Raw genomic sequence first — 19,525 nt, forward strand, 5'->3', positions numbered from 1 at the left:
TGCCAACCGAACGCCGCGACCCAGAATGGGACGCTTGGCGACCGCCCGTCGGGGGAGCGGTGGCCGGGTGCTGGGCGGCGTAGTCGGAAAGGCGCTTGGAATGAACCCGAAGGCAGTGCTCCTGATTGGAGCGGCGACGATGATGCTCGCCGCGCTGGGACCCGTGACGACCGCCCTGGCGGACGGCTATCCGGCCCGCGTCACCCCCATCACCAAGGCGGCGCCCAGACCCGCGTCGAAGCCGGCCGCCAAGCCCGTGGTCAGGACCCGGGTCAAGATCGTCGAACGCCCGGTCTATGTCGAAAAGATCGTCAAGCAGCCGGTCTATATCGAGAAGCGGACCGAGGTGCCCGTCGATCGCATCGTCTATGTCGATCGCCCCGTGGACCGCGTCGTCGAGAAGCGGGTCGAGGTGCCGGTGGTCAAGATCGTCGAGAAGCCCGTCGATCGTCCCGTCTATGTCGACCGTCCCGTCGACCGGATCGTCGAGAAGCGCGTGGAAGTGCCGGTGGATCGCATCATCGAAAAGCGGGTCGAGGTGCCGGTCGAGAAAATCGTCCGGGTGCCGGTCTATGTCGAGCACGAGGAGCGCCGGGTCGAACGCCGCGGCTGCGACTGTAACGGCGACCGTCGCGCTTACGAGGATCGCGGCTATCGCGAGCAGGGGCGGATCTACGATCGCGCCGAAAGCAGCGTCGAACGTTCCGAGGAGACCTACGAGTCCGAAACCTCCCGCTACAGCGAGGAAGGCCAGGGCTGGAGCTATCAGGGCAGTTACCAGGCCGGCGACGGCTACGCCCAGTCGCTCGAGGGCGCGGCCGGCGGCGGTTATTACGGCTATTCCAGCGCCCGCTACGGCGTGGGCGGCGGCTGGATCGGCGGCCAGGCCTATGGCCGGACGGGCTATGCCCGTGGCTGGTCGAGCGCCGGCGCGGCCTCCAGCGCCCGGGCGAGCGCCAGCGCCAGCTCCTCGAGCAGCGTGACGGTGTCCGGCGGCGGTCGCTATGGCGGCGGCGGGCATGGCGGCTCAACGGGCGGTCACGGCGGCTGCTGCGGGCATTAACCGCGTTCGCGCAGAAACCGGCGTTCACGGAGCGAAACCGCACCGTTCTGCATAGTCTGGGTTCTGGAATCGGGCATCAATCATCGACGGGGGATCACGTGCGGCGTCGGGCCGCCTGGTCAGGAGCAGCCCGTGGATTTGATCCTGGTGGTCACCAAACCCTTCGACTGGTGCGTCGAACGGCGGGGGCAGACCTTGTCGCGTCATTCCAGCCAGGAGGCCGCCTACAAGGCCGCCCTCGACTACGCCAGCGCGCTGTTCGACGAGGGCATCCGGACCCAGGTCACGATCAAGCCCGAGGCCCGCACCTTCGCGGGGGTCACCGCGGACTAGGAGGGGGTTCGCGCGGCGCGCCGGCCTGGGAGTCGGGCGTGCAAAGCTTCCCGTTTCACGTTATGGGGGAGTCGCGCTGATTTTCGGGGGCAAGGTTCATGGACGATCCGCCGAAGCGTTCCTTCGTCACCGGTGAAATAGACGTCAAGACGCTCATCGCGTTCGTGTTCGGCGCGATCTTCATCATCACGATCCTGGTCTTCACGGCGGTGGTGAAAGACCCCAGTCCGACCGAGGTCTGGACCTATCGGATCATCCTGGCCCTGGCCGCCGCCGGGGTCGCGGCCATCCTGCCGGGCTTCATCGACATCAAGTACAAGGGGTTCGTCCAGGCGGGCGGCGCCATCGGCGTGTTCGTGCTGATCCTGCTGGCGTTCCCCGCACCGGACGCCGCGCGGAAACCCGCATCGCCGAACCCGGACGCGCAGGCGCCCGAGGAGATCGTCTGGCCGACCGAAGACGCGGATTTCGCGGCCCGGAAATATGTCGACCTCGTCGACAACGGGAAATTCGTGGAAGCCTATGAATCCGTCGACAAGTCGATGGGCGTTCCGTGGACCACGTTCGAGGCCACCTACAAGACCGGTCTTGTTCCCCTGGGCGCCGTGATCGACCGGCGGCAGACGGGCGCCAAGCGGGAGGTGGATCCGCCGGGCCGGCCGAAGGGCGGCTACGCGATCGTCACCTACCAGACGAAGTTCGCCAACGAAGCCAAGTGCCGGGAGGAGGTGGTCTCGCTCAGGGCCATGCCCGACAAGACCTGGAGCGTGTCCAAGCACGAAAGCTCGCCCCAGCAGGTCGACTGCATCGGCCTGGGACCCGCGCCCCCGACTGCCGCGCCCCCGACTGCGAAGGACTGATCAGCCGGCCGAGCAGACCTCGACGCACCGCCTTGCCAGGGCCTCGGTGGCGTCGATGAACGGCACGGTCAGGTCGGCCGCCCCCATCACCAGCGGCACCTCGGTGCAGCCCGCCACCACCACCTGAGCCCCCTTGCCGACCAGCCGATGAGCGAGGGCGGCCATGGTCTCGCGGCTGTCCGCGCCCAGGTCTCCGTGCTTGATGCGATAGAGCAGGGCCATGAACTCGACCTGCTCGTGGTCGTCCAGGGTCACCGCCTCGATCCCCAGGTGCGAGAAGGTCCGACGATACAGCGCCAGGGCCCCGCCGGTGCCCAGCACGCCGACGCGCTCGGCGCCGCCCTCTGACTTGGCGGCCTTCGCGGCCAAGCCGGCGGTCTCGATCAGGTCGACGAGGGGCAGGCCGCTGGCCTTCACCTGGTCCGCATAGGCGTGGGCGGTGTTGCAGGCGATGGCCAGCACCTGGGCCCCGGCCTCGCGCAGGCCCACGGCCATCTGGGCCAGCACCGGCCCGGCCTCGTCATAGCTGTTGTTGCGGTCGGGAACCTTGGGGTTGATGTCGACCAGCACCCGCAGGTGGTCCTGCTCGCGGCTGACCGGCGTGGCCGCCTGCAGCTTGGCCAGGAAGTCCAGGGTGGCGGCCGGGCCCATGCCGCCGAGAACGCCCAAAACCTTAGACAAGGGCGGCCTCCAGTTCGCTCTGATAGCCGAACAGCCCCTGCGCGCCGCCGGTGTGCAGGAACACCACCCGCTCGCCCTTGAACGCGCCCTTGCGGGCCTGGTCGATCAGGCCTTTCATCGCCTTGCCCGAATAGACCGGGTCCAGCAGCAGGCCCTCGGTGCGGGCCGCCAGGGTCAGGGCGTCGATCACCCCTTGGTCGACCCGGCCGTAGCCCGCGCCGACATAGTCGCAGTCGGCCACGACCATCTCGCGCGTCACCCGGCCGGCCGCGCCGATCGTCTCGGCGGTGGCGGCCGCCAGGTTGAAGACGTTCTCCTCCTGCTTGGCCTTGGGCGCGCGGACGCCGAAGCCGAGGATCGGGATGTCGACGCTCAGCGCCGCGAAGCCCGCCACCAGGCCCGCATGGGTGCCGGCGCTGCCGGTGGCGGTGACTAGGCGGTCGATCTTCAGGTCCATCATGTCGGCCTGGACCACCAGCTCGCGGGCGCAGTCGACATAGCCCAGGGCACCGACCGTGTTCGAGCCGCCGCCGGGGATGACATAGGGCTTGCCGCCGCGCTGGCGCACCGCCGCCGCCGAGGCTTCCAGCTCGGCGACCATGTCGGTCCCGCCCGGCACGAAGCGGATCGCCGCGCCCATCAGCCGGTCCAGCAGGACGTTGCCGTTGCCGACATAGTCGCTGGCCTTCGAGCCCGTGCGCTCCTCCAGGATGATCTCGCTCTTGAGGCCAAAGCGCGCGCCGGCCGCGATGGTCTGGCGCACATGGTTGGACTGCACCGCGCCCTGGGTGACCAGGGTGTCGGCGCCCTGGGCAAGGGCCTCGCCCAGCAGGAACTCCAGCTTGCGGGTCTTGTTGCCGCCGCCGGCCAGGCCGGTGCAGTCGTCGCGCTTGACCCACAGGTCGATCCCAAGCTCCGCGCCCAGGCGGGGCAGGGGCTCCAGGGGCGTGGGCAGGTGGGCGAAACGGGCGCGGGGGAAACGGGCCAGGTGCATCGAAGGCCTTTCGCAGCAAGGGAACTATCGTTCGCCGATTCCCTACAGGCTCGGCCGCCGCTGTGCTATGCTGACGACCATAAAAGCACGACCCGGCGCGGCCAACGCGCGACTGCCCCCAGCCGCGCGCCCTCGTCAGAAGGCCGTGCGAGTTTGGGAGAAGACGCATGTTGAAAACCACCCTCTGGGCGGCGGCTTTCGCGACCGCCATCGCCTGCGCCGGAACCGCCGGCGCATCCACCCTGGTCATCGGCGGCGGCGCGGCCAAGGATTGCGCCGACGCGGCGATGGACGGGCGCAAGGACAGCGCTTCGGTCACCACCTGCACCGTGGCCCTTGAGACCGAGACCCTGAACTTCCGCGACAAGGCCCGCACCTACGTCAATCGCGGCGTCCTGCAGATGCGGCAGCGCAACTTCGACGACGCTGTCGAGGATTTCGACGCCGCTTCGCGGATCGACCCCAATCTGGGCGAGGCCTACGTCAATCGCGGCGCGGCCTACGTGGGCACCAGCCGTTATGGCGAGGGTCTCAGCCAGATCGACCGGGGCCTGGCCCTGGGCGTCAAGGATCCCGAAAAGGCCTATTACAACCGGGCCGTGGCCAATGAGAGCCTGGGCGACGTGACGGCGGCCTATCGCGACTTCACCAAGGCCGCCGAACTCGACCCCGAATGGGATGCGCCCAAAACCGAACTGACGCGTTTCACCGTCAAGCAGCCCTGAACCCGACGCATTGAAGGCGTTGAATCGGGGCCCCTGGATGTGGAGCCCCAAAGGCATGAGCACGGTTCGGACGATGATCGCGGCGACGGGGCCAACCCTGATGTTGGCCCTGGCTGTCTGCACGTCGGCCCACGCCCAGGCCGACCTGAGGGGCGTGCGCGATCGCAACGTGATCCTGCTGCAGCAGGATATCGCCCGCCAGAACGCCCTGGCGGCCCAGCGCGAGCTGTCGGCCGCCCAGAGCCGCTACGCCACCCAGCTGACCCTGCGCGGACTGAACGAGTCCGCGACGACGCCGACCGCGCCGACCCTGCGGCCGCCCCTTCCGCCGACCCCGCCGCGCGGCCCCGGCGCCGAGGACATGGCCGCCGACATCGAGCGGATGGACCGCCTGACCGACCAGGCCCTGGCGGCCGGCAACGCCCGCATGCGCGCCATCAGGCCCGCGTCCTGACACTTCTCTAACAGCACCAGGAGACCGATCGCATGGAATGGGGTGGGGGACGCCGCGAAGGCAATATCGAGGACCGTCGGGGTCTGGGTCCGGTGGGCGTGGCCGGTGGCGGCATCGGCGCGGTGGTGCTGGCGGTGATCGGCTATTTCGTGTTCGGCGTGCCGCCCGAGACCACGATTAACGCCGTCAACGGCGTCCAGCAGCCCGCCGCCCAGGAGGGCGTGCGCGGTCAGGTCAGCGACGAGGCCGGCCGGTTCGTCGACGTGATCGAGACCTCCAACACCGACGTCTGGGGTCCGCTGCTGGCCAAGCACGGCGTCAGCTATCGCCCGCCCCAGGCGGTGGTGCTGTACGATCAGGCCACCGGCACCGGCTGCGGCACGGGCCAGTCGGCCATGGGGCCGTTCTATTGCCCGGCCGACAACAAGGTCTATCTGGACCTGAGCTTCTGGAACGAGCTGGAAAGCCGGTTCGGAGCCAAGGGCGAGTTCGCCCGCGCCTATGTGATCAGCCACGAGATCGGCCACCACATCCAAAGCTTGACCGGCGCCTCGGACGAGGCGCGGCGCCTGGGCGCGCGTGGGGCCGAGAGCGGCTCGGTGCGGCTGGAGCTGCAGGCCGACTGCTACGCCGGCGTCTGGGCCCGCCACGCGCCCGAGGCCTCGGGCGGCGGCATCCAGATCAGCCGGGCCGACATCGAGGACGGCCTGGGCGCGGCCGCGGCGGTCGGCGACGACGCCATCCAGGAGCAGTCCCAGGGCCGGGTCATGCCCGACAGCTTCACCCACGGCACGTCGGCCCAGCGCATGCGCTGGTTCGGCAAGGGCTACGACGCCGGCGACCCCGGCGCGTGCGACACCTTCACGGCGCGGACGCTCTAGCCGCCCGCTTTGGCCGCCGTCGCGATCAGGTCGGTGATCGCCTGCGGGTGCGAAATCATCGAGACGTGGCTGGACGGCAACTCGATCGTCGTCGCCTTCATCCGCTGGGCCAGGAACCGCTCCAGGTCGGGCGAGGTCGTCTCGTCGCGGGCCGAGACGGCGTACCAGCTGGGCTTGCCGCGCCACGCCGCGACCGTGGTCCTGGCCGCGAACAAGTCCGCGGCGATCGGTTGCTGCGCGGCGTACAGCACCCGCGCACGAGCGGCGGGCACGTCGCCGGCGAAGTGCTTCAGGAAAGCGTCCTCCGTCAGCCAAGAATAGCCGTCGGTCGTCACCACCCCGGCGCGGACGGGCATCGTCGGGTAGCGCGCGGCGAGGGCGGCGAAGTCCTCGCCCGCGTCGGGCGCGCGGGCGGCGACATAGACCAGGGCCGTGACCTTGGGATCGACGCCGGCCTCGGTGATCACCACGCCGCCCCAGGAATGGCCGACCAGCACCGTCGGGCCGTCCTGCCGGGCCAGGACCCGGCGCGTGGCGGCCACGTCGTCGGCCAGCGAGGTCAGGGGGTTCTGCACGGCGGTGACGTTGAAGCCGGCCGCCTGCAGCCTCGGGATCACATCGCTCCAGCACGAGCCGTCGGCCCAGGCGCCGTGCACCAGCACCACGTTGCGCACCGGCGCCCGGGCGAAGGCCCGCGTTCCGCCAACGCCGGCCAGGGCCGCCGCGCCGAGGGCCGCGCGCAGGGCGGCGCGGCGATTGAGGGTGGTCGATCGAGCCATGCCGTTGTCCTCCAGCCGTGGATCACGATGCCATATTCGGCTGGACGGGGGCGATGGATACGGGGCTCACGCCTTCGTGAAGCTCGGCAGGCGATTGCCGAGGTACTCGGCCGGGTTCACGGCCGTCGGGTGGCCGCGGTTGCACAGCACCGCCGTGACGTAGCCGGACCCCGGATAGATCGCCAGCTCGCCATTGACCCCCGGCGCGCCGCCGCCGTGGCCGTGGAAGGTGACGCCGTTGCGGGTCTGCACCCGGAAGCCCAGCGCCCAGCGCGAGGTGGCGCTGGCCTCCACCCTCGGCGTGGTCAGCAGCCGGGTATGGGCGGGGTCCAGCAGGCGGTGGGTCGTCAGCGCGGTCGCGAAGGCGTGCAGGTCGTCGACGGTGGAATAGCCGCCGCCCGCCGGCAGGCCGGCATAGGGTGTCAGCGACTTGAACCCGGCCAGCGCGCCGCCGGAATAGGGCAGGGCGTCGCCGACGCGCGGTTGCTGGCTGGTCGCCGCCATGCCCGCCCGGCTGAAGACGTGCTCCTCGAAATAGGCCTCGTACGGTTGTCCGGCGACGCGCTCGAGGATCGCGCCCAGCAGGACGAAGCCGTAGTTGCTGTAGGCGAATTTCGCGCCTGGCTCGAACAGCGGCTCGCGCGGGCCGTACAGCCGCACATAGTCCGACACCGTGCGCAGCTCGGCCTGGTGGCTGTCGTGGAAGGCGCCGAAGATGTCGCCCGTGCCGCCGGTGTGGGTCAGCAGGTGCTCGACGGTCAGGCGCTTGGCCAGGGCCGCGTTGGGATAGTCGGGCAGCAGGGCGGCGACCGTGTCGCCCAGGCCCATCCGTCCGGCCTGGACCTGCTGCAGGACCCCGACAGCGGTGAACATCTTGCCCATCGAGCCGATGCAGAACCGCGTGCCGACCTGGGCCTTCCGCCCGTTGTCGCGGTCGGCCAGGCCGTAGGCTTGGCGGGAGATCACGCGGTCCCCGCGCGCCGCCAGCACCGCGCCGGAGAAGTGGTCGGCGCCGGCCTCGACGCGCAGCTTGCTCGTCAGCGCCGCGACGGCCTGGGTCTGGCCCAGCCGGGCGATCGTGAATCCGTCCGGGGCCGTCGCGCCGGAGAAGGCGATGTCGGCCAGGCCTCCGTTCGGTCCGGCCGTCACGACGACCTTCGAGAACCGGTCCCAGGCGCGGTCCTGGACCCAGGCGGTCAGCTCGTTGGGCGCGGTCAGGGCGGCGCGCAGCACGGTGAAGCCGCCGGACGCCTCGCGGGTGGCCAGGTCCTCGTCCACATAGGGCAGGCCGTCGGGCAGCCGCGCCTGGATGAAGGCGCGATAGGCGATCGGGTCGTCGCCGTTGAACGCCGCCAGCCATTGCCTGAACCAGACCTTGGCGGGCTCGTCGCCGGCCAGGTCGTCGGCGCACCAGGCGGTGGTCGCGCTCAGGCCGCCGCCCAGCAGGATCGAGCCCGCCACGAAACCACGCCTGTTCATCCGCCGAAGCCTCCTGTATAGCTGCCCCGAAGAAATGTAAGTGCTTACGGATATTGTCAATGGCCGATGAGGCGCCGCCGGAGTCCGGCGACTACACCCTGCGATCCGGGGCCGCCGCCCTCGGCGCGCGGCTGCGGCGGCTGTCCGAGCGGATCGACCGCAACGCCGGCCGGCTCTACGCCGAACTCGACGTGCGGTTCGAGCAGCGGTGGTTCGGTGTGCTGAACCAACTGACCCTGAACGGCCCGCGATCGGTGGGCGAGCTGGCCGCCGCCCTGGGCGTCACCCACGTCGCGGTCAGCCAGGTGCGGCAGGCCTTGGTGGCCGAAGGGCTGGTGGCCGAGGACCGCGATCCGCGCGACGGCCGCAGCCGGGTCCTGCGCCTGACCGACGACGGCTTGGCCTTGACGCGACGGTTGGCGCCGGCCTGGAAAGCCCTGTCGGCGGCCGCGGTCGCGCTGAACGCCGAGGCCCAGGACGCCCTGGCCGCGCTGGAGCGGCTGGAGGCGGCGCTGGACCGGTCGTCGATCCTGGAGCGCGCCAGGCAGGCGTTGGGGGAGAGCTAACGCGCCTCAATTCGCGGGGCGGACGGGGGTTTAGGTGTTCACCCCTTCGTGCGACCGCTCCATGGCGCGCTTGTAGGCGTCGCGGCCCGTGGTGCGGGCGAGGTAGGCCTGTTCGACGTCGCCGAGGATGACGCCGCAGTTCCGTTGGCCCAGGTTCAGGGCGTAGGTCACCGAGATGTCGGCGGCGGTGAAAGCCTCGCCCGCGAGGTAGGGCGAACTGGCAAGTCGTTGGCTGACCAGCTTCAGCCGCTTCTGGAACGACCGCAGACACCAGGTCGCGCCCCAGTTCTCCCGCTCGGCCTTGGGCGCGATGAAGCGGCTGACGACGACGGGCATCATCAGGGTCGCGAGGCCGGCTTCGCCCAGGTGCAGGAACTGCTGGTAGGCGGAGAAGTTCGGATCGTGCGGCGCGGGCGCCAGCGGCGTCGGCCCGTAGCGGGCCAACAGGTACTCCATGATCGCGATCGACTCGACCATGACGACGTCGCCGTCCTGGATCGCCGGGATGTAGTCGGCGGGGTTGATCGCCAGGAACTCGGGGTCCTGCTCAGCGGCGAGCATGTCCACCTGCCGCACCCGGTAGGGCAGGCCCATCTCCTCCAGCACCCAGACGACCCGGATCGATCGCGAGGTCTGTCCGCCCCAAACGGTGATCATGCGTCGGCCCTTTCCCGGAATGACTGAGGATCGATCGTAGCAAACCTCATATGGGCCTGGCGCTCCAGGCCCATGCGAAGCTTACGGGCGGCTTTGGGCAGGCACTTTGGCGATCACCTGCACCTCGACGATGCCGTGCGGGTTCAGCAGGCCCGTCGTGCCCACCGCGGTCCAGGCGGGGTGCGGGGCCTTCATGAACTCGGACTTCACGGCGTTGAACATCGCCAGCTGCTCGCGGCGCGGAGCCGGCTGGTCGGGACCTTCCCAGACGTGGAAGCTGTTGATCATCACCACGTCGTCGAAGCTGGCGCCCGAGGCCTTCAGCGTGGCGTCGATGGCCTGGAACGCCCGGCGCACCTGGGCCTTGAAGGCCTCCGGGTCGGTGCCCTCGTCGTCGGCGCGCCCGACGATCACACCCGAGACGTAGAGCGTGTCTCCGGCCCGCCGCGCCGGGGCGTAGTGGATGGTGTCGTAGCTCTGCTGCTGGCGGGCGTTGGCGATGATCACCTCGCCGTGCGGGGCGGGGATCTTCCTGACCACGTCCTGGGCGAAGGCGGGCGCGGCGGTCAGGGCCAGCAGGGCGGCGAGGGCGAGGCGGGACGGGATCATGCGAGGGCTCCGGAAGAACGGCGTTCGCTTGATCGGGCGGGGCCGGCCCTCTTGGCAAGTGAACTCCTCGTCACACGGCTTGACCCGTGCGTCAGTCGGCCTAGTGTCCCCCCGTTCACCGGGGGGCCGCTTCGCGCGGCTGAGATTGGGCGCCAGCCCTGACCCGTCGAACCTGATCCGGGTCATGCCGGCGAAGGGAGGGAACGCGGTCTCGGCCTAGAAACCCAGCCCGTAAACCGACTTAGCGCGACACGTCCGGGTCTCCTTAACGCCTGAGGAGCGCCCGAAATGAACGTTCAACTGCCCATCAAAGACGCCATCGGCGCCATCCCCACCGGGGAGCGCCCCGGCAGCCGGAAGGTCTACCAGGCCGGCTCGCTGTTCCCCGACATCCGGGTGCCGTTCCGCGAAGTCGCGGTCCATCCCAGCGCCAACGAGCCGCCGGTCACCATCTACGACCCGTCGGGCCCCTATACCGACCCCCACGCCAAGATCGACATCGAGCAGGGGCTGGAGCGCTCGCGCGAGCCCTGGATCATCGCCCGCGGCGACTGCGAGCTGGTCGCCAATCCCCGCGAGGTGAAGCCCGAGGACAACGGCTTCGCCCAGGGCAAGCACCTGGCCCCGCAATTCACCGCCAAGCGCCCGATCTTCAAGGGCGCGCAAGGCAAGCTGGTCACCCAGCTGGAATACGCCCGCGCCGGCATCGTCACCGCCGAGATGGAATACGTGGCCATCCGCGAGAACCTGCGCCGCGAGCAGGACCGCCCGTGCATCCGCGACGGCGAGGACTTCGGCGCCTCGATCCCCGACTTCGTGACGCCCGAGTTCGTCCGCCAGGAAGTGGCGCGCGGCCGGGCCATCATCCCGGCCAACATCAACCACGGCGAGCTGGAGCCGATGGCGATCGGCCGCAACTTCCTGGTCAAGATCAACGCCAACATCGGCAACTCGGCGGTGCTCAGCACCGTCGCCGACGAGGTCGACAAGCTGGTCTGGGCCACCCGCTGGGGCGCCGACACGGTCATGGACCTGTCCACGGGGCGCAACATCCACAACATCCGCGACTGGATCATCCGCAACAGCCCGGTGCCGATCGGCACGGTGCCGATCTACCAGGCGCTGGAGAAGGTCAACGGCGTGGCCGAGGACCTGAACTGGGAGGTCTTCCGCGACACCCTGATCGAACAGGCCGAGCAGGGGGTGGACTACTTCACCATCCACGCCGGCGTCAGGCTTCCCTTTATCCCGCTGACTGCAAAGAGGGTCACCGGCATCGTGTCGCGCGGCGGCTCGATCATGGCCAAGTGGTGCCTGGCGCACCACAAGGAGAACTTCCTCTACGAGCGGTTCGAAGAGATCTGCGAGATCATGCGCGCCTACGACGTGTCGTTCTCGCTGGGTGACGGCCTGCGTCCGGGTTCGACCGCCGACGCCAACGACGAGGCCCAGTTCGCCGAGCTGCGCACCCTTGGCGAGCTGACCAAGGTGGCCTGGAAGCACGGCGTGCAGGTGATGATCGAAGGGCCGGGCCACGTGGCCATGCACAAGATCAAGGCCAACATGGACGAGCAGCTGAAGCACTGCCACGAGGCCCCCTTCTACACCTTGGGCCCGTTGACCACCGACATCGCCCCTGGCTACGACCACATCACCAGCGCCATCGGGGCGGCGATGATCGGCTGGTTCGGCACGGCCATGCTCTGCTACGTCACGCCCAAGGAGCACCTGGGCTTGCCGGACCGCGACGACGTCAAGACCGGCGTCATCACCTACAAGCTGGCCGCTCACGCCGCCGATCTGGCCAAGGGTCACCCTGGCGCGGCCATGTGGGACGACGCCATCAGCCGGGCGCGGTTCGAGTTCCGCTGGGAAGACCAGTTCAACCTGGGTCTGGACCCCGAGACCGCCCGGGCCTTCCACGACGAGACCCTGCCCAAGGAGGCGCACAAGACCGCGCACTTCTGCTCGATGTGCGGTCCCAAGTTCTGCTCGATGAAAATCAGCCAGGAAGTCCGCGAATTCGCGGCCGGCATGGCCCCGAATTCGATCGAACAGGGCATGGCCGAAATGAGCGACAAGTTCCGCGAGCAGGGGTCGGAGATCTATCTGAAGACGGAGAGCTAGGGGGTGATCAGCCTTCTTCTGGCGGCGGCCTTGCAGGTCGCCGCGCCGGCCGTGGGGGGGCGGGGGGGGTGGCCGGCTACACCTTCGGGACCGGCGGCCAGATCCTGAACCAGGCCGAGGTGGTGCTCCAGCCCTCGCCGCTGGTGACGATGAAGACCGTCTCGCCGGTGGTCGTGCGGGAAGGCGCGGTCTGCGGCCCGCTGTCGGGTGTCGACAAGGCCCAAATCGCCGTGCGCGGCCGGCGGCTGCCCGAGGCCGAGGCCGCTCCGATCCGCGCCCAGCTCCTGCAATCGATGGCGGCGATGCTGGGCAAGGAGGTCTGCACGACCTACCGGCGCAGCGGCGACTGGTGGATCGCCGAGGTCACGATGGACGGCGTCGCCCAGCAGGAGATGAACGACACCCTGCTATGGGTGCCGGCCTCGGCGGGCTACACGGTCCAGCCCTGAGCCGTCTCGCATAAGGGGGAGGGCCACGGGCGAACCCTTTTTTGCCCTGGCATGTCGGAACGTCACGCCGTCGAGCGTCCTCTGTTCACAACCCAGCAGAGGAGGACGCCATGTCCTATGTCGATGGTTTCGTGATCGCGGTGCCCAAGGCCAATATCGAGGCCTACAAGAAGATGGCCCAGCTGGGCGGCGAGGTCTGGATGGAGTACGGCGCGCTGTCCTACGTGGAGTGCCTGGCCGACGACGTGCCCTATGGCGAACTGACCTCGTTCCCGAGGGCGGTGCAGGCCACCGACGACGAGACGGTGGTGTTCTCGTGGATCGTCTACAAGGACAAGGCCTCGCGCGACGAGATCATGGCCAAGGTCATGGCCGATCCGCGCCTGCAGAAGGACATGAAGGACATGCCCTTCGACGCCAAGCGCATGATCTTCGGCGGCTTCGCGCCGTTCCTGGAGCGGTGAGCGAAATCTCCGGGTGAAACCCAGCTAAATGTGGTCGGGCGAATAGCTTCGATTTGGCCGCCGCCCGACTACGCTTTCCATTCGGATTTTACTCACTGCTGTTGTTCAGTTCCTTGATGCGCGTTTCGATGTGATCACTGAGTTGATAGATGTGCGTCAGTTCCGGAAGCAGATGGCGATGTTCTTCTTTGCCGACAAAGGTTCCAAGATACTTCGTGGTGATGCCATTGAAATGCATTCTGGCGATGGTCTTTCGGTTGTTATCGTCCAGCAACACCGCGCAGTAGGACTTCGCGTCCCGGATGATGATCCTCTTCGGATCGACATACTTCGAAGCAATCGCTTGAATGATGTGAAAACCCGAGATTTCCTCGGGCGTGGTGATCACACCATCGTCGTCAGGCTCTTCCGCCGAGCCATCCGGTTCCATGATGGAAGGGTTGGAAGCGTTCAGAGCCGATGAGAGTCGTTCGTTGACGAGTTCGCGAATGATGGTCGAGATCGATGAGGCGATCATTTTGCCGAAGCTGTCCTTGATCGCGGGCGTTAGCCGGCCTTCGTGGACGCGGCTGGCCAGTAAGCGCACCAACTCTTCGGACGGTTCGGCGAATTCCTTTTCGATCTCTTTGCGCAAGAGCGATTGAAGTTTGAGGTTGCCAGCCTCCTGAACGATCTTTTCAATGTCGAAGGACGATTTGGCGAACTTCTCAAGCGTCTTGACGTCTGCCGTCTTTACGCCGTCCAAGCTGAACGTGAAGAAGGGCTTGTCGTCCATTTTGTTGGGGCGTTCGACGTCGGAATAAAATTGATAAACGACGCCATTGGTTAACACCGCAAGTCGTGCGTCCGTGACGCTGAAATAGCGAAAAAGTTGGCCGGCGTGATTGATATTAAGCTCGATGGTCGAAGGCTTGCATTCGACTAGGATCGATACCTTACCTTCGTTACAAATAGCATAGTCGACCTTCTCGCCCTTCTTGGTTCCAACGTCGGCGGTAAACTCTGGAACCACTTCACTCGGATTGAAGACGTCGTAACCAAGCGATTGCAGGAACGGCATCACCAGCGCGGTTTTCGCGGCCTCTTCCGTTAGCAGCACTTCGCGATGTTCAAGCGCGCGCTTCTGGAGCTCCAGGATGCGTGTTGCTAGGTCCATGGAACGAGCCTCCCCTTTTGTATAGCAGAGCTATCTAAGACCCAGGGGGTCTGGGGATGCAACCCTTCGCGCGAGCGCCGTCGCGGGCACCAACCCATGGGGGTGGTCGCCACGCTATGGCCTTTGCAATCACACGTGATCGAGAACGGCCTCGTTGCAAGCAGGCAGATCGATCGTTGTCGCTCAGTAGAAGAACCGCTCTTCGGCGATCTTGCCGTCGCGGATGGTGTAGAGGCCGACCTCGTCCATGGTCGTGCGCTCGCCGGTGGCCTTGGGCGTCAGCTCCATCTTGAAGCCGACCGCGAACTGGTCGCCGTTGACGAACGGACCGGTGACCTCGAAGTCGTGGACCTCGTGGTTGGCGGCCCACCATTCGCCCTTGCCGCGCGCGGCGTCCTTGCCGGTGACGCGGGCCATGTCGCCCGGCATGGCCTCGATGCTGACCACGTCGTCGGCCCAGTATTTCTCGCCGGCCTCGTCGAACTTGCCGGCCTTGCACAGGGCGACGAGGTCGGCGGCGATCTCTTGAACGGTCATGGCAGTGCTCCTGGAATGTGGGGGCTTTCCGGGCAGGACCATCCGCCTTGAAGGTGACAGGCGCAAGACGGTTTGTTCCGTATATGTTCGCGTCAACACGCGTTGCTGACAGCGGGTGTCAGCAGGGACAGCCGGCGCGTTTCTGGTCTAGCCTCGCGTCATGAATCATCCGTCCTTTCCCGGCTTCGCCGCCGCCGATCTGGCCTTCCTGACCGGGCTCGCCGCGCACAACGACCGCGAGTGGTTCACGGCCAACCGCGCCGTCTATGACGAGCGCCTGAAGCCCACCCTGTCGGCCCTGATCGAAGCCTTGAACGCGGCTCTGGCGCGGCGCGGCCTGCCGCTGGCCGGCGATCCCAAGAAGAGCGTGTTCCGCATCCATCGCGACGTGCGGTTCTCCAAGGACAAGCGGCCCTACAAGACCCATGTCTCTGCCACGCTCACTCGTGCCAATCTTGATGGAACTTGGCAGAAGTTGTCGCCGGGCCTGGTCTATGTGCACATCGAGCCCGAGGGCGGCCCGCTGCCGGCCTTCGACCCGGAGACCATCGACCCGCTGGACCCCTCGACCCTGCCGTCGGCCCAGGAGGCGGATGCGGGCTACGCCGGAAACGGACCGTTCGCGGCCGCGGGGTTCTACCTGACCGAACGCCCGCACATCGACGCCTTCCGCCGGGCCATCGTCGCCGATCCCAAGGGCTGGGCGACGGTCGAGAAGGCCCTGGCCGCCAAGGGTCTGCCGCTGGACCCCGGCGAGCCGACCAAGCGCATGCCCAAGGGTTTCGAGGCGCATGCCGGGACCACGCTGGAGCCGGCCCTGAAGCGCACGCGATGGCTGGTTCGCCAGCCGCTGACCGGCGAGCAGATCGGCGAGGACGAACTGCCCGAGATCATCGCCGACTTCGTCGCCCACGCCCGGCCGCTTCTGACGTTCGGGTGGAAGGCGCTGGCCTAGGGGACGCTAGTCCTTGCGCGCCTTGGCCTCTTCGCCCGTGTAGACGTCCACGCCCTGCTTGGCGCCGCCCGCCTTGAGCTTGCGGATATAGGCCAGCTCCGCCTTGGCGCCCCCGTGGTCGGGCTCCAGTTCCAGCGACTTCACATAGGCGGCCTCAGCCTCGTCCAGGCGGTTGAGCTCGATCAGGCAGAAACCGCGGCCGCGCTGCACGCGCGCCTCGCCGTCGGGATTGGCCAGGGTGGCCAGCATGTCGAGCGGCGGCCGGGCGTCGTAGAAGGCCAGGGCCTCGGCGAAGCGATGCTGCAGGACCAGGGCCGAGCCCTTCTCGGTGACCAGCATCAGATTGTCGGGCTGGAAGGCCAGTCCGCGGTCCAGCCAGACCAGGGCCTCTTCGGGCTGGCGATGCTCGACCGCCAGCGTGCCCAGCAGGAAGGCGGCCGTGCCGTAAGTGTTGAACGTGGCGACGCCCTTGCTCTGCTCCGAACCCTTCTTGCCCTCGTTCGAGGCGGCCACGGCCAACATGGTCACCAGGACCGCGCGCGAGTCGTTGACGCGGATCGTCGTCAGGCCCGGCTGATAGTCGACGACCGGCCATCGGGCGGGCGCGTTGGCCACCACCTTCCGCAGGTCCGGTACCATCGGCTCCAACTCGGCGAAGGAGGTGACCTTCAGGGCCTTCTCGACCACCTTGCGGTCCTTGGCCTCCTGCTTGTCGAACGCCTTCTGGTCGACGGCCGGCGGCGAGGCGACGGCTTGGGCCATGGCGAGGGTCGGCAGGGCGGTCGATGACAGCAGGGCGGCGGCGAGGATCGCCTTGAAGATGGTCACGCGCACGGGTCGTCTCCAGCGAAGCTTGTCGGCGAGGTTAGAGTACGTTTGTAATAATTCAAGCCCGGCGTAACGGGGCCGATTGGAACGCGCGGCGCCGTTTCCGCATTCCACAGCCATGCTCGCCCTGATCCTCGACCTTTCCAACATCCTCGGCGGTTTCCTGCTGGCCATCGGCCTGCTGGCGCTGATCCCCAACGCCGGCGACAGCCTGGTCCGGTTCGCCGACCGGATGGGCCCGTTCCGCTGGATCGTCGGGATCATCGCCCTGATCTGCGGCGGCTATTTCCTGATCGTCCACCTGATCAGCGGGCCGCGGGTCTTCCACTTCGAGATCGTCGGGATCGCGGTCGGGGTGCTGCTGCTGTGGGATCGCCTGCGGGCCGGAAGGTTGGCGGGCCGCGACCTGCCGGCCAGCGGCGCGCAAGGGCCGGGCCTGGTGCTGGCGGTGTTCGGGATCATCGCCATGATCGTGGGCCTGCAGGGGATCTTCACCTCGGACTGACCCTGCTGACGCTTCTCAATCGGCCGTTAAGGCGGCGGGCGCAGAGTTTTCCGCAATCCGCCAGCCCAATACCCGGCTTTAGGGTGGAGCCCAGGGAAGACCGTCATGTCCTCGACCGTGACATCCAGCTTTCGACGCGGCCACGATCACTTCGAGCCGCAGGACACCGATCCCCAGACCCAGCGCCGCCTGCGCGGTCACCTGGAGCAGATCGACTACACGGCCTTCGCCTCCAACACCGCCGTGATCGCCCAGGTGATCGGCAAGAGCGACTCCGGCAAGTTCCAGCGCCTGGCGGTGGCCGCCGCCGTGGCCCGTGCCCGCTGGGTGGCCGAGGCGGTGTCCATGACCGAAAGCGGAGGGGCGATCTCGGCCGAGCAGACGGCGCGCCTGGCGACCCTGCGCACCGCCTACGAAGAGCTGGCCGCGGTCTACGAGGCCATGCGGCGCATGGTCGAGCGCGGTTACCTGAACTACAGCGTGCCGATGGTCACCGAGGGTGGAAACGAAGTGGCGCGCTGATCCGGAGACATGCCTTCGCGGCGTGTCCCCACCCGCGAACGCCGCGTCTGAACTCGGGGACACGCCGCAAGGGCATGTCCCCAGCGGCGCTAGCCCGCGACCTTGTCGCCGCGATGCAGCGGGTCGGGCAGGGGATCGCCGGCCTTCACGAACTGCAGCGACACCGAATTGATGCAGTAGCGCAGCCGCGTCGGGGCAGGGCCGTCCGGGAAGACGTGGCCCTGGTGGCTGTCGCAACGAGCGCACAGGGTCTCGATGCGCAGCATGCCGTAGGAGGTGTCGCGCACCTCCTTGACGTGGGCCTCGTCGAACGGGGCGTAGAAGCTGGGCCAGCCGGTGCCGCTCTCGAACTTGGTCTTGTACTCGAACAGCGGCAGGCCGCATTCGCGGCAGCAATAGACGCCGGGGCTCTTCTCGCCCAGCAGGCCGCCGCAGAACGGGGCCTCGGTGCCGTGGTGCAGCAGGACGCGGGCTTCCTCGGCCGTCAGGTCGGCCTCGAGGCGCTGGCGTTCCGGCTCGGTCGGCGGGGTCAGATCGAAGCCGGTGGCGGAGAGATGGGCTGTGTCGGTCATGGCCAGCAATCTAGGCATTCGGACCCGTCACCGATAGAGGGCGGCCTGCTGACAAGTCGGGGCTGGGCGGAGCATAAGGTCGCTCGCCGCGTTCGTTTCGAACCGCTGAAAGGACCTTCCCATGACCGTCGCCGTCGCATTCCTGCAACCGGGCTGGGCCGACTGGGAGGCCGGGCAGGTCCTGCCGGCCCTGCGCGAGTACTATGGCGTGCAGATCGAGATCGCCACGCCGGACGGCGAGCCGCAGACCTCGATCGGCGGGGTGCTGGCCGCCGCCGACTACAAGTTCGCCGATCCGGTGCTGTCGGACGCCGACGTCTTCCTGCTGATCGGCTCGGACGCCTGGGCCGGCTACAAGGACGACGGGCTGTTCGCCTTGCTGCGCCAGGCCCTGGCCGACGGCAAGATCGTCGGGGCGATCTGCGCCGGGACCGTGGCCGCCGCGCGGGCCGGGCTGCTGGCGGGCCGGACCCACACGTCCAACGACCGCGACTGGTTCAACAAGGTCGCGCCGGACTATGCCGGAAGCGAGGGCTATGTCGACAGCGCCAAGGCGGTGACCCACGGCAAGCTGGTGACCGCTCCGGGCACGGCGCCCGTGACCTTCAGCGCCGCGATCTGCCGTCTGGTCGCGCCGGAAGCGGCCGACAAGCACGACGAGTACGTGGCGATGTGCGCCCGGGAGTTCGCGGACTGAGGCCAGACGTGCTTGGCCGGGGACATGCCCATGGGCATGTCCCCGATCGCGAGATCCTATTTCAGCGCCGCCGCCGCGACCCGCGCCACGGCGCCGTCCTGGGCGCCGGAGCCGCCCGAGACGCCGATGGCTCCGGCGATCTTGCCGTCGACGATCAGCAGTTCGCCGCCGTCGATGGCCAGGGCGCCGGTGAAGATGGCGTTCAGCGTGCCGCCCTTCACCGCTTCCTGGAAGTAGGAGGTCGGGCGGCGGAAGCTGGCGCTGGTCTCGGCCTTGCGGCGGGCCACGTCGTTGGAGCCGTACTGGGCGCCGTCCATCTTCTCGCTGAACACCAAGGCCCCGCTGGGCTCGACCAYGACGATGACCATCGACCAGCCCTGCTTGCGGGCCTCGGCCTCGGCGGCGGCGGCGGCGATCTTGGCTTGGGCCAGGGTGACCGGCTGGCCGTAGGGCGGGGCCGGCGGCGGGGCGTGCGGGGCGGGCGGGGCCGGCGCGGTCTGGGCCAGGACAGGGCCCGCGGTCAGGATGGCGGCAAGGGTCAGCAGCGCGAAGGCGGGACGAAGCATCGGTGGTTTCCTCTGGGGCGTGCGAACAGGCCGGGCGCTGGTCGTCACTCGTCGTTACGGTTCCTG

General features: G+C 68.2%; 25 protein-coding genes and 1 riboswitch. Of the genes, 14 read left to right on the top strand and 11 right to left on the bottom strand.

The annotated features are described in order from the left end of the window. The first annotated feature begins 139 nt into the window (after positions 1-139). The 3 genes from AC1DYP_RS07110 (at position 140) to AC1DYP_RS07120 (ending at position 2,256) form a co-directional block, all read left to right on the top strand. The gene (locus AC1DYP_RS07110; RefSeq protein ID WP_477045751.1) at positions 140-1,063 is read left to right on the top strand and encodes an IMCp domain-containing protein; all 924 of its coding nucleotides are present in this window, start codon (positions 140-142) and stop codon (positions 1,061-1,063) included. Between the two features lie 132 nt (positions 1,064-1,195). Then, a complete protein-coding gene (locus AC1DYP_RS07115; protein ID WP_477033454.1) occupies positions 1,196-1,396 on the top strand; it encodes a hypothetical protein in 201 nt (66 codons plus the stop codon). Positions 1,397-1,494: 98 nt separating this feature from the next. Beyond that, on the top strand, positions 1,495-2,256 hold the full coding sequence (locus AC1DYP_RS07120; RefSeq protein WP_477045752.1) for a DUF4019 domain-containing protein: 762 nt from the start codon (positions 1,495-1,497) through the stop codon (positions 2,254-2,256). Here the strand turns inward: AC1DYP_RS07120 and cuyB are convergent, their stop codons facing one another. Both cuyB and cuyA read right to left on the bottom strand, forming a co-directional pair. Further along, the gene (gene cuyB, locus AC1DYP_RS07125) at positions 2,257-2,937 is read right to left on the bottom strand and encodes a cysteate racemase (protein ID WP_477033456.1); all 681 of its coding nucleotides are present in this window, start codon (positions 2,935-2,937) and stop codon (positions 2,257-2,259) included. It lies immediately after the preceding gene. Further along, positions 2,930-3,931 (bottom strand): D-cysteate sulfo-lyase, encoded by a 1,002-nt coding sequence (gene cuyA / locus AC1DYP_RS07130; protein WP_477045753.1) that lies wholly within the window; start codon positions 3,929-3,931, stop codon positions 2,930-2,932. The genes cuyB and cuyA overlap by 8 nt, the downstream gene beginning before the upstream one ends. A gap of 167 nt (positions 3,932-4,098) precedes the next feature. Between cuyA and AC1DYP_RS07135 the strand changes: the two genes are divergently transcribed. The 3 genes from AC1DYP_RS07135 to ypfJ are packed head-to-tail and all read left to right on the top strand — an operon-like array spanning position 4,099 to position 5,991. Continuing rightward, entirely contained in the window at positions 4,099-4,656 is a 558-nt protein-coding gene (locus AC1DYP_RS07135) for a tetratricopeptide repeat protein (protein WP_477033458.1), read from the top strand. 55 nt (positions 4,657-4,711) lie between these two features. Further along, positions 4,712-5,110 carry a hypothetical protein gene (locus tag AC1DYP_RS07140; protein ID WP_477045754.1) on the top strand — a complete coding sequence of 133 codons (399 nt, stop codon included), beginning with the start codon at positions 4,712-4,714 and terminating at the stop codon, positions 5,108-5,110. Between the two features lie 32 nt (positions 5,111-5,142). Beyond that, positions 5,143-5,991 (top strand): KPN_02809 family neutral zinc metallopeptidase, encoded by an 849-nt coding sequence (ypfJ, locus tag AC1DYP_RS07145; protein ID WP_477045755.1) that lies wholly within the window; start codon positions 5,143-5,145, stop codon positions 5,989-5,991. On the opposite strand, the gene AC1DYP_RS07150 is transcribed toward ypfJ, so the two are convergent. Together AC1DYP_RS07150 and AC1DYP_RS07155 are read right to left on the bottom strand one after the other, a co-directional pair. Beyond that, positions 5,988-6,770 carry an alpha/beta fold hydrolase gene (locus tag AC1DYP_RS07150; protein WP_477045756.1) on the bottom strand — a complete coding sequence of 261 codons (783 nt, stop codon included), beginning with the start codon at positions 6,768-6,770 and terminating at the stop codon, positions 5,988-5,990. The two genes, ypfJ and AC1DYP_RS07150, sit on opposite strands and share 4 nt — an antisense overlap. 66 nt (positions 6,771-6,836) lie before the next feature. Next, positions 6,837-8,249 (bottom strand): serine hydrolase domain-containing protein, encoded by a 1,413-nt coding sequence (locus tag AC1DYP_RS07155; RefSeq protein ID WP_477045757.1) that lies wholly within the window; start codon positions 8,247-8,249, stop codon positions 6,837-6,839. Positions 8,250-8,308: 59 nt separating this feature from the next. Here AC1DYP_RS07155 and AC1DYP_RS07160 point away from each other — a divergent pair, with 59 nt between their 5' ends. Further along, a complete protein-coding gene (locus AC1DYP_RS07160; protein ID WP_477045758.1) occupies positions 8,309-8,815 on the top strand; it encodes a MarR family winged helix-turn-helix transcriptional regulator in 507 nt (168 codons plus the stop codon). Between the two features lie 30 nt (positions 8,816-8,845). On the opposite strand, the gene AC1DYP_RS07165 is transcribed toward AC1DYP_RS07160, so the two are convergent. Together AC1DYP_RS07165 and AC1DYP_RS07170 are read right to left on the bottom strand one after the other, a co-directional pair. Continuing rightward, positions 8,846-9,472, bottom strand: coding sequence for a glutathione S-transferase family protein (locus AC1DYP_RS07165; RefSeq protein WP_477045759.1), 627 nt, complete (start codon positions 9,470-9,472; stop codon positions 8,846-8,848). 81 nt (positions 9,473-9,553) lie between these two features. Next, complete coding sequence (locus AC1DYP_RS07170; RefSeq protein ID WP_477045760.1) at positions 9,554-10,081, bottom strand: RidA family protein; 528 nt, start codon at positions 10,079-10,081, stop codon at positions 9,554-9,556. A gap of 109 nt (positions 10,082-10,190) precedes the next feature. Next, a riboswitch (TPP riboswitch) is annotated at positions 10,191-10,297 on the top strand. A 72-nt stretch (positions 10,298-10,369) separates the two neighbouring features. Here AC1DYP_RS07170 and thiC point away from each other — a divergent pair. The 3 genes from thiC (at position 10,370) to AC1DYP_RS07185 (ending at position 13,121) form a co-directional block, all read left to right on the top strand. After that, positions 10,370-12,208, top strand: a complete 1,839-nt coding sequence (gene thiC, locus AC1DYP_RS07175; RefSeq protein WP_477045761.1) for a phosphomethylpyrimidine synthase ThiC — start codon at positions 10,370-10,372, stop codon at positions 12,206-12,208. Positions 12,209-12,276: 68 nt separating this feature from the next. Then, positions 12,277-12,657, top strand: a complete 381-nt coding sequence (locus AC1DYP_RS07180; protein ID WP_477045762.1) for a hypothetical protein — start codon at positions 12,277-12,279, stop codon at positions 12,655-12,657. A gap of 110 nt (positions 12,658-12,767) precedes the next feature. Then, positions 12,768-13,121 (top strand): DUF1428 domain-containing protein, encoded by a 354-nt coding sequence (locus AC1DYP_RS07185; protein WP_477045763.1) that lies wholly within the window; start codon positions 12,768-12,770, stop codon positions 13,119-13,121. Between the two features lie 88 nt (positions 13,122-13,209). Here AC1DYP_RS07185 and AC1DYP_RS07190 read toward each other — a convergent pair whose 3' ends face one another. Both AC1DYP_RS07190 and AC1DYP_RS07195 read right to left on the bottom strand, forming a co-directional pair. Further along, the gene (locus AC1DYP_RS07190; protein ID WP_477045764.1) at positions 13,210-14,277 is read right to left on the bottom strand and encodes a type I restriction endonuclease; all 1,068 of its coding nucleotides are present in this window, start codon (positions 14,275-14,277) and stop codon (positions 13,210-13,212) included. A gap of 183 nt (positions 14,278-14,460) precedes the next feature. Next, complete coding sequence (locus AC1DYP_RS07195; protein WP_477033469.1) at positions 14,461-14,814, bottom strand: SnoaL-like domain-containing protein; 354 nt, start codon at positions 14,812-14,814, stop codon at positions 14,461-14,463. Between the two features lie 160 nt (positions 14,815-14,974). On the opposite strand from AC1DYP_RS07195, the gene AC1DYP_RS07200 reads away from it, so the two are divergent. Next, entirely contained in the window at positions 14,975-15,769 is a 795-nt protein-coding gene (locus AC1DYP_RS07200) for a DUF2461 domain-containing protein (protein WP_477045765.1), read from the top strand. Positions 15,770-15,775: 6 nt separating this feature from the next. On the opposite strand, the gene AC1DYP_RS07205 is transcribed toward AC1DYP_RS07200, so the two are convergent. Continuing rightward, the gene (locus AC1DYP_RS07205) at positions 15,776-16,603 is read right to left on the bottom strand and encodes a tetratricopeptide repeat protein (protein ID WP_477045766.1); all 828 of its coding nucleotides are present in this window, start codon (positions 16,601-16,603) and stop codon (positions 15,776-15,778) included. A 112-nt stretch (positions 16,604-16,715) separates the two neighbouring features. Between AC1DYP_RS07205 and AC1DYP_RS07210 the strand changes: the two genes are divergently transcribed. Together AC1DYP_RS07210 and AC1DYP_RS07215 are read left to right on the top strand one after the other, a co-directional pair. Next, positions 16,716-17,102: a hypothetical protein gene (locus tag AC1DYP_RS07210; RefSeq protein WP_477045767.1), complete on the top strand. Its 387-nt coding sequence runs from the start codon at positions 16,716-16,718 to the stop codon at positions 17,100-17,102. A gap of 105 nt (positions 17,103-17,207) precedes the next feature. Then, positions 17,208-17,624, top strand: a complete 417-nt coding sequence (locus AC1DYP_RS07215) for a hypothetical protein (RefSeq protein WP_477033473.1) — start codon at positions 17,208-17,210, stop codon at positions 17,622-17,624. 89 nt (positions 17,625-17,713) lie between these two features. On the opposite strand, the gene msrB is transcribed toward AC1DYP_RS07215, so the two are convergent. Then, positions 17,714-18,196 (bottom strand): peptide-methionine (R)-S-oxide reductase MsrB, encoded by a 483-nt coding sequence (msrB, locus tag AC1DYP_RS07220; RefSeq protein WP_477045768.1) that lies wholly within the window; start codon positions 18,194-18,196, stop codon positions 17,714-17,716. 121 nt (positions 18,197-18,317) lie between these two features. Here msrB and AC1DYP_RS07225 point away from each other — a divergent pair, with 121 nt between their 5' ends. Continuing rightward, on the top strand, positions 18,318-18,893 hold the full coding sequence (locus AC1DYP_RS07225; protein ID WP_477045769.1) for a DJ-1/PfpI family protein: 576 nt from the start codon (positions 18,318-18,320) through the stop codon (positions 18,891-18,893). A 56-nt stretch (positions 18,894-18,949) separates the two neighbouring features. Here AC1DYP_RS07225 and AC1DYP_RS07230 read toward each other — a convergent pair whose 3' ends face one another. Next, positions 18,950-19,459 (bottom strand): heme-binding protein, encoded by a 510-nt coding sequence (locus tag AC1DYP_RS07230; RefSeq protein ID WP_477045770.1) that lies wholly within the window; start codon positions 19,457-19,459, stop codon positions 18,950-18,952. Positions 19,460-19,525: the final 66 nt, after the last annotated feature.

It is taken from the genome of Caulobacter sp. P1_D6, assembly GCF_056406095.1.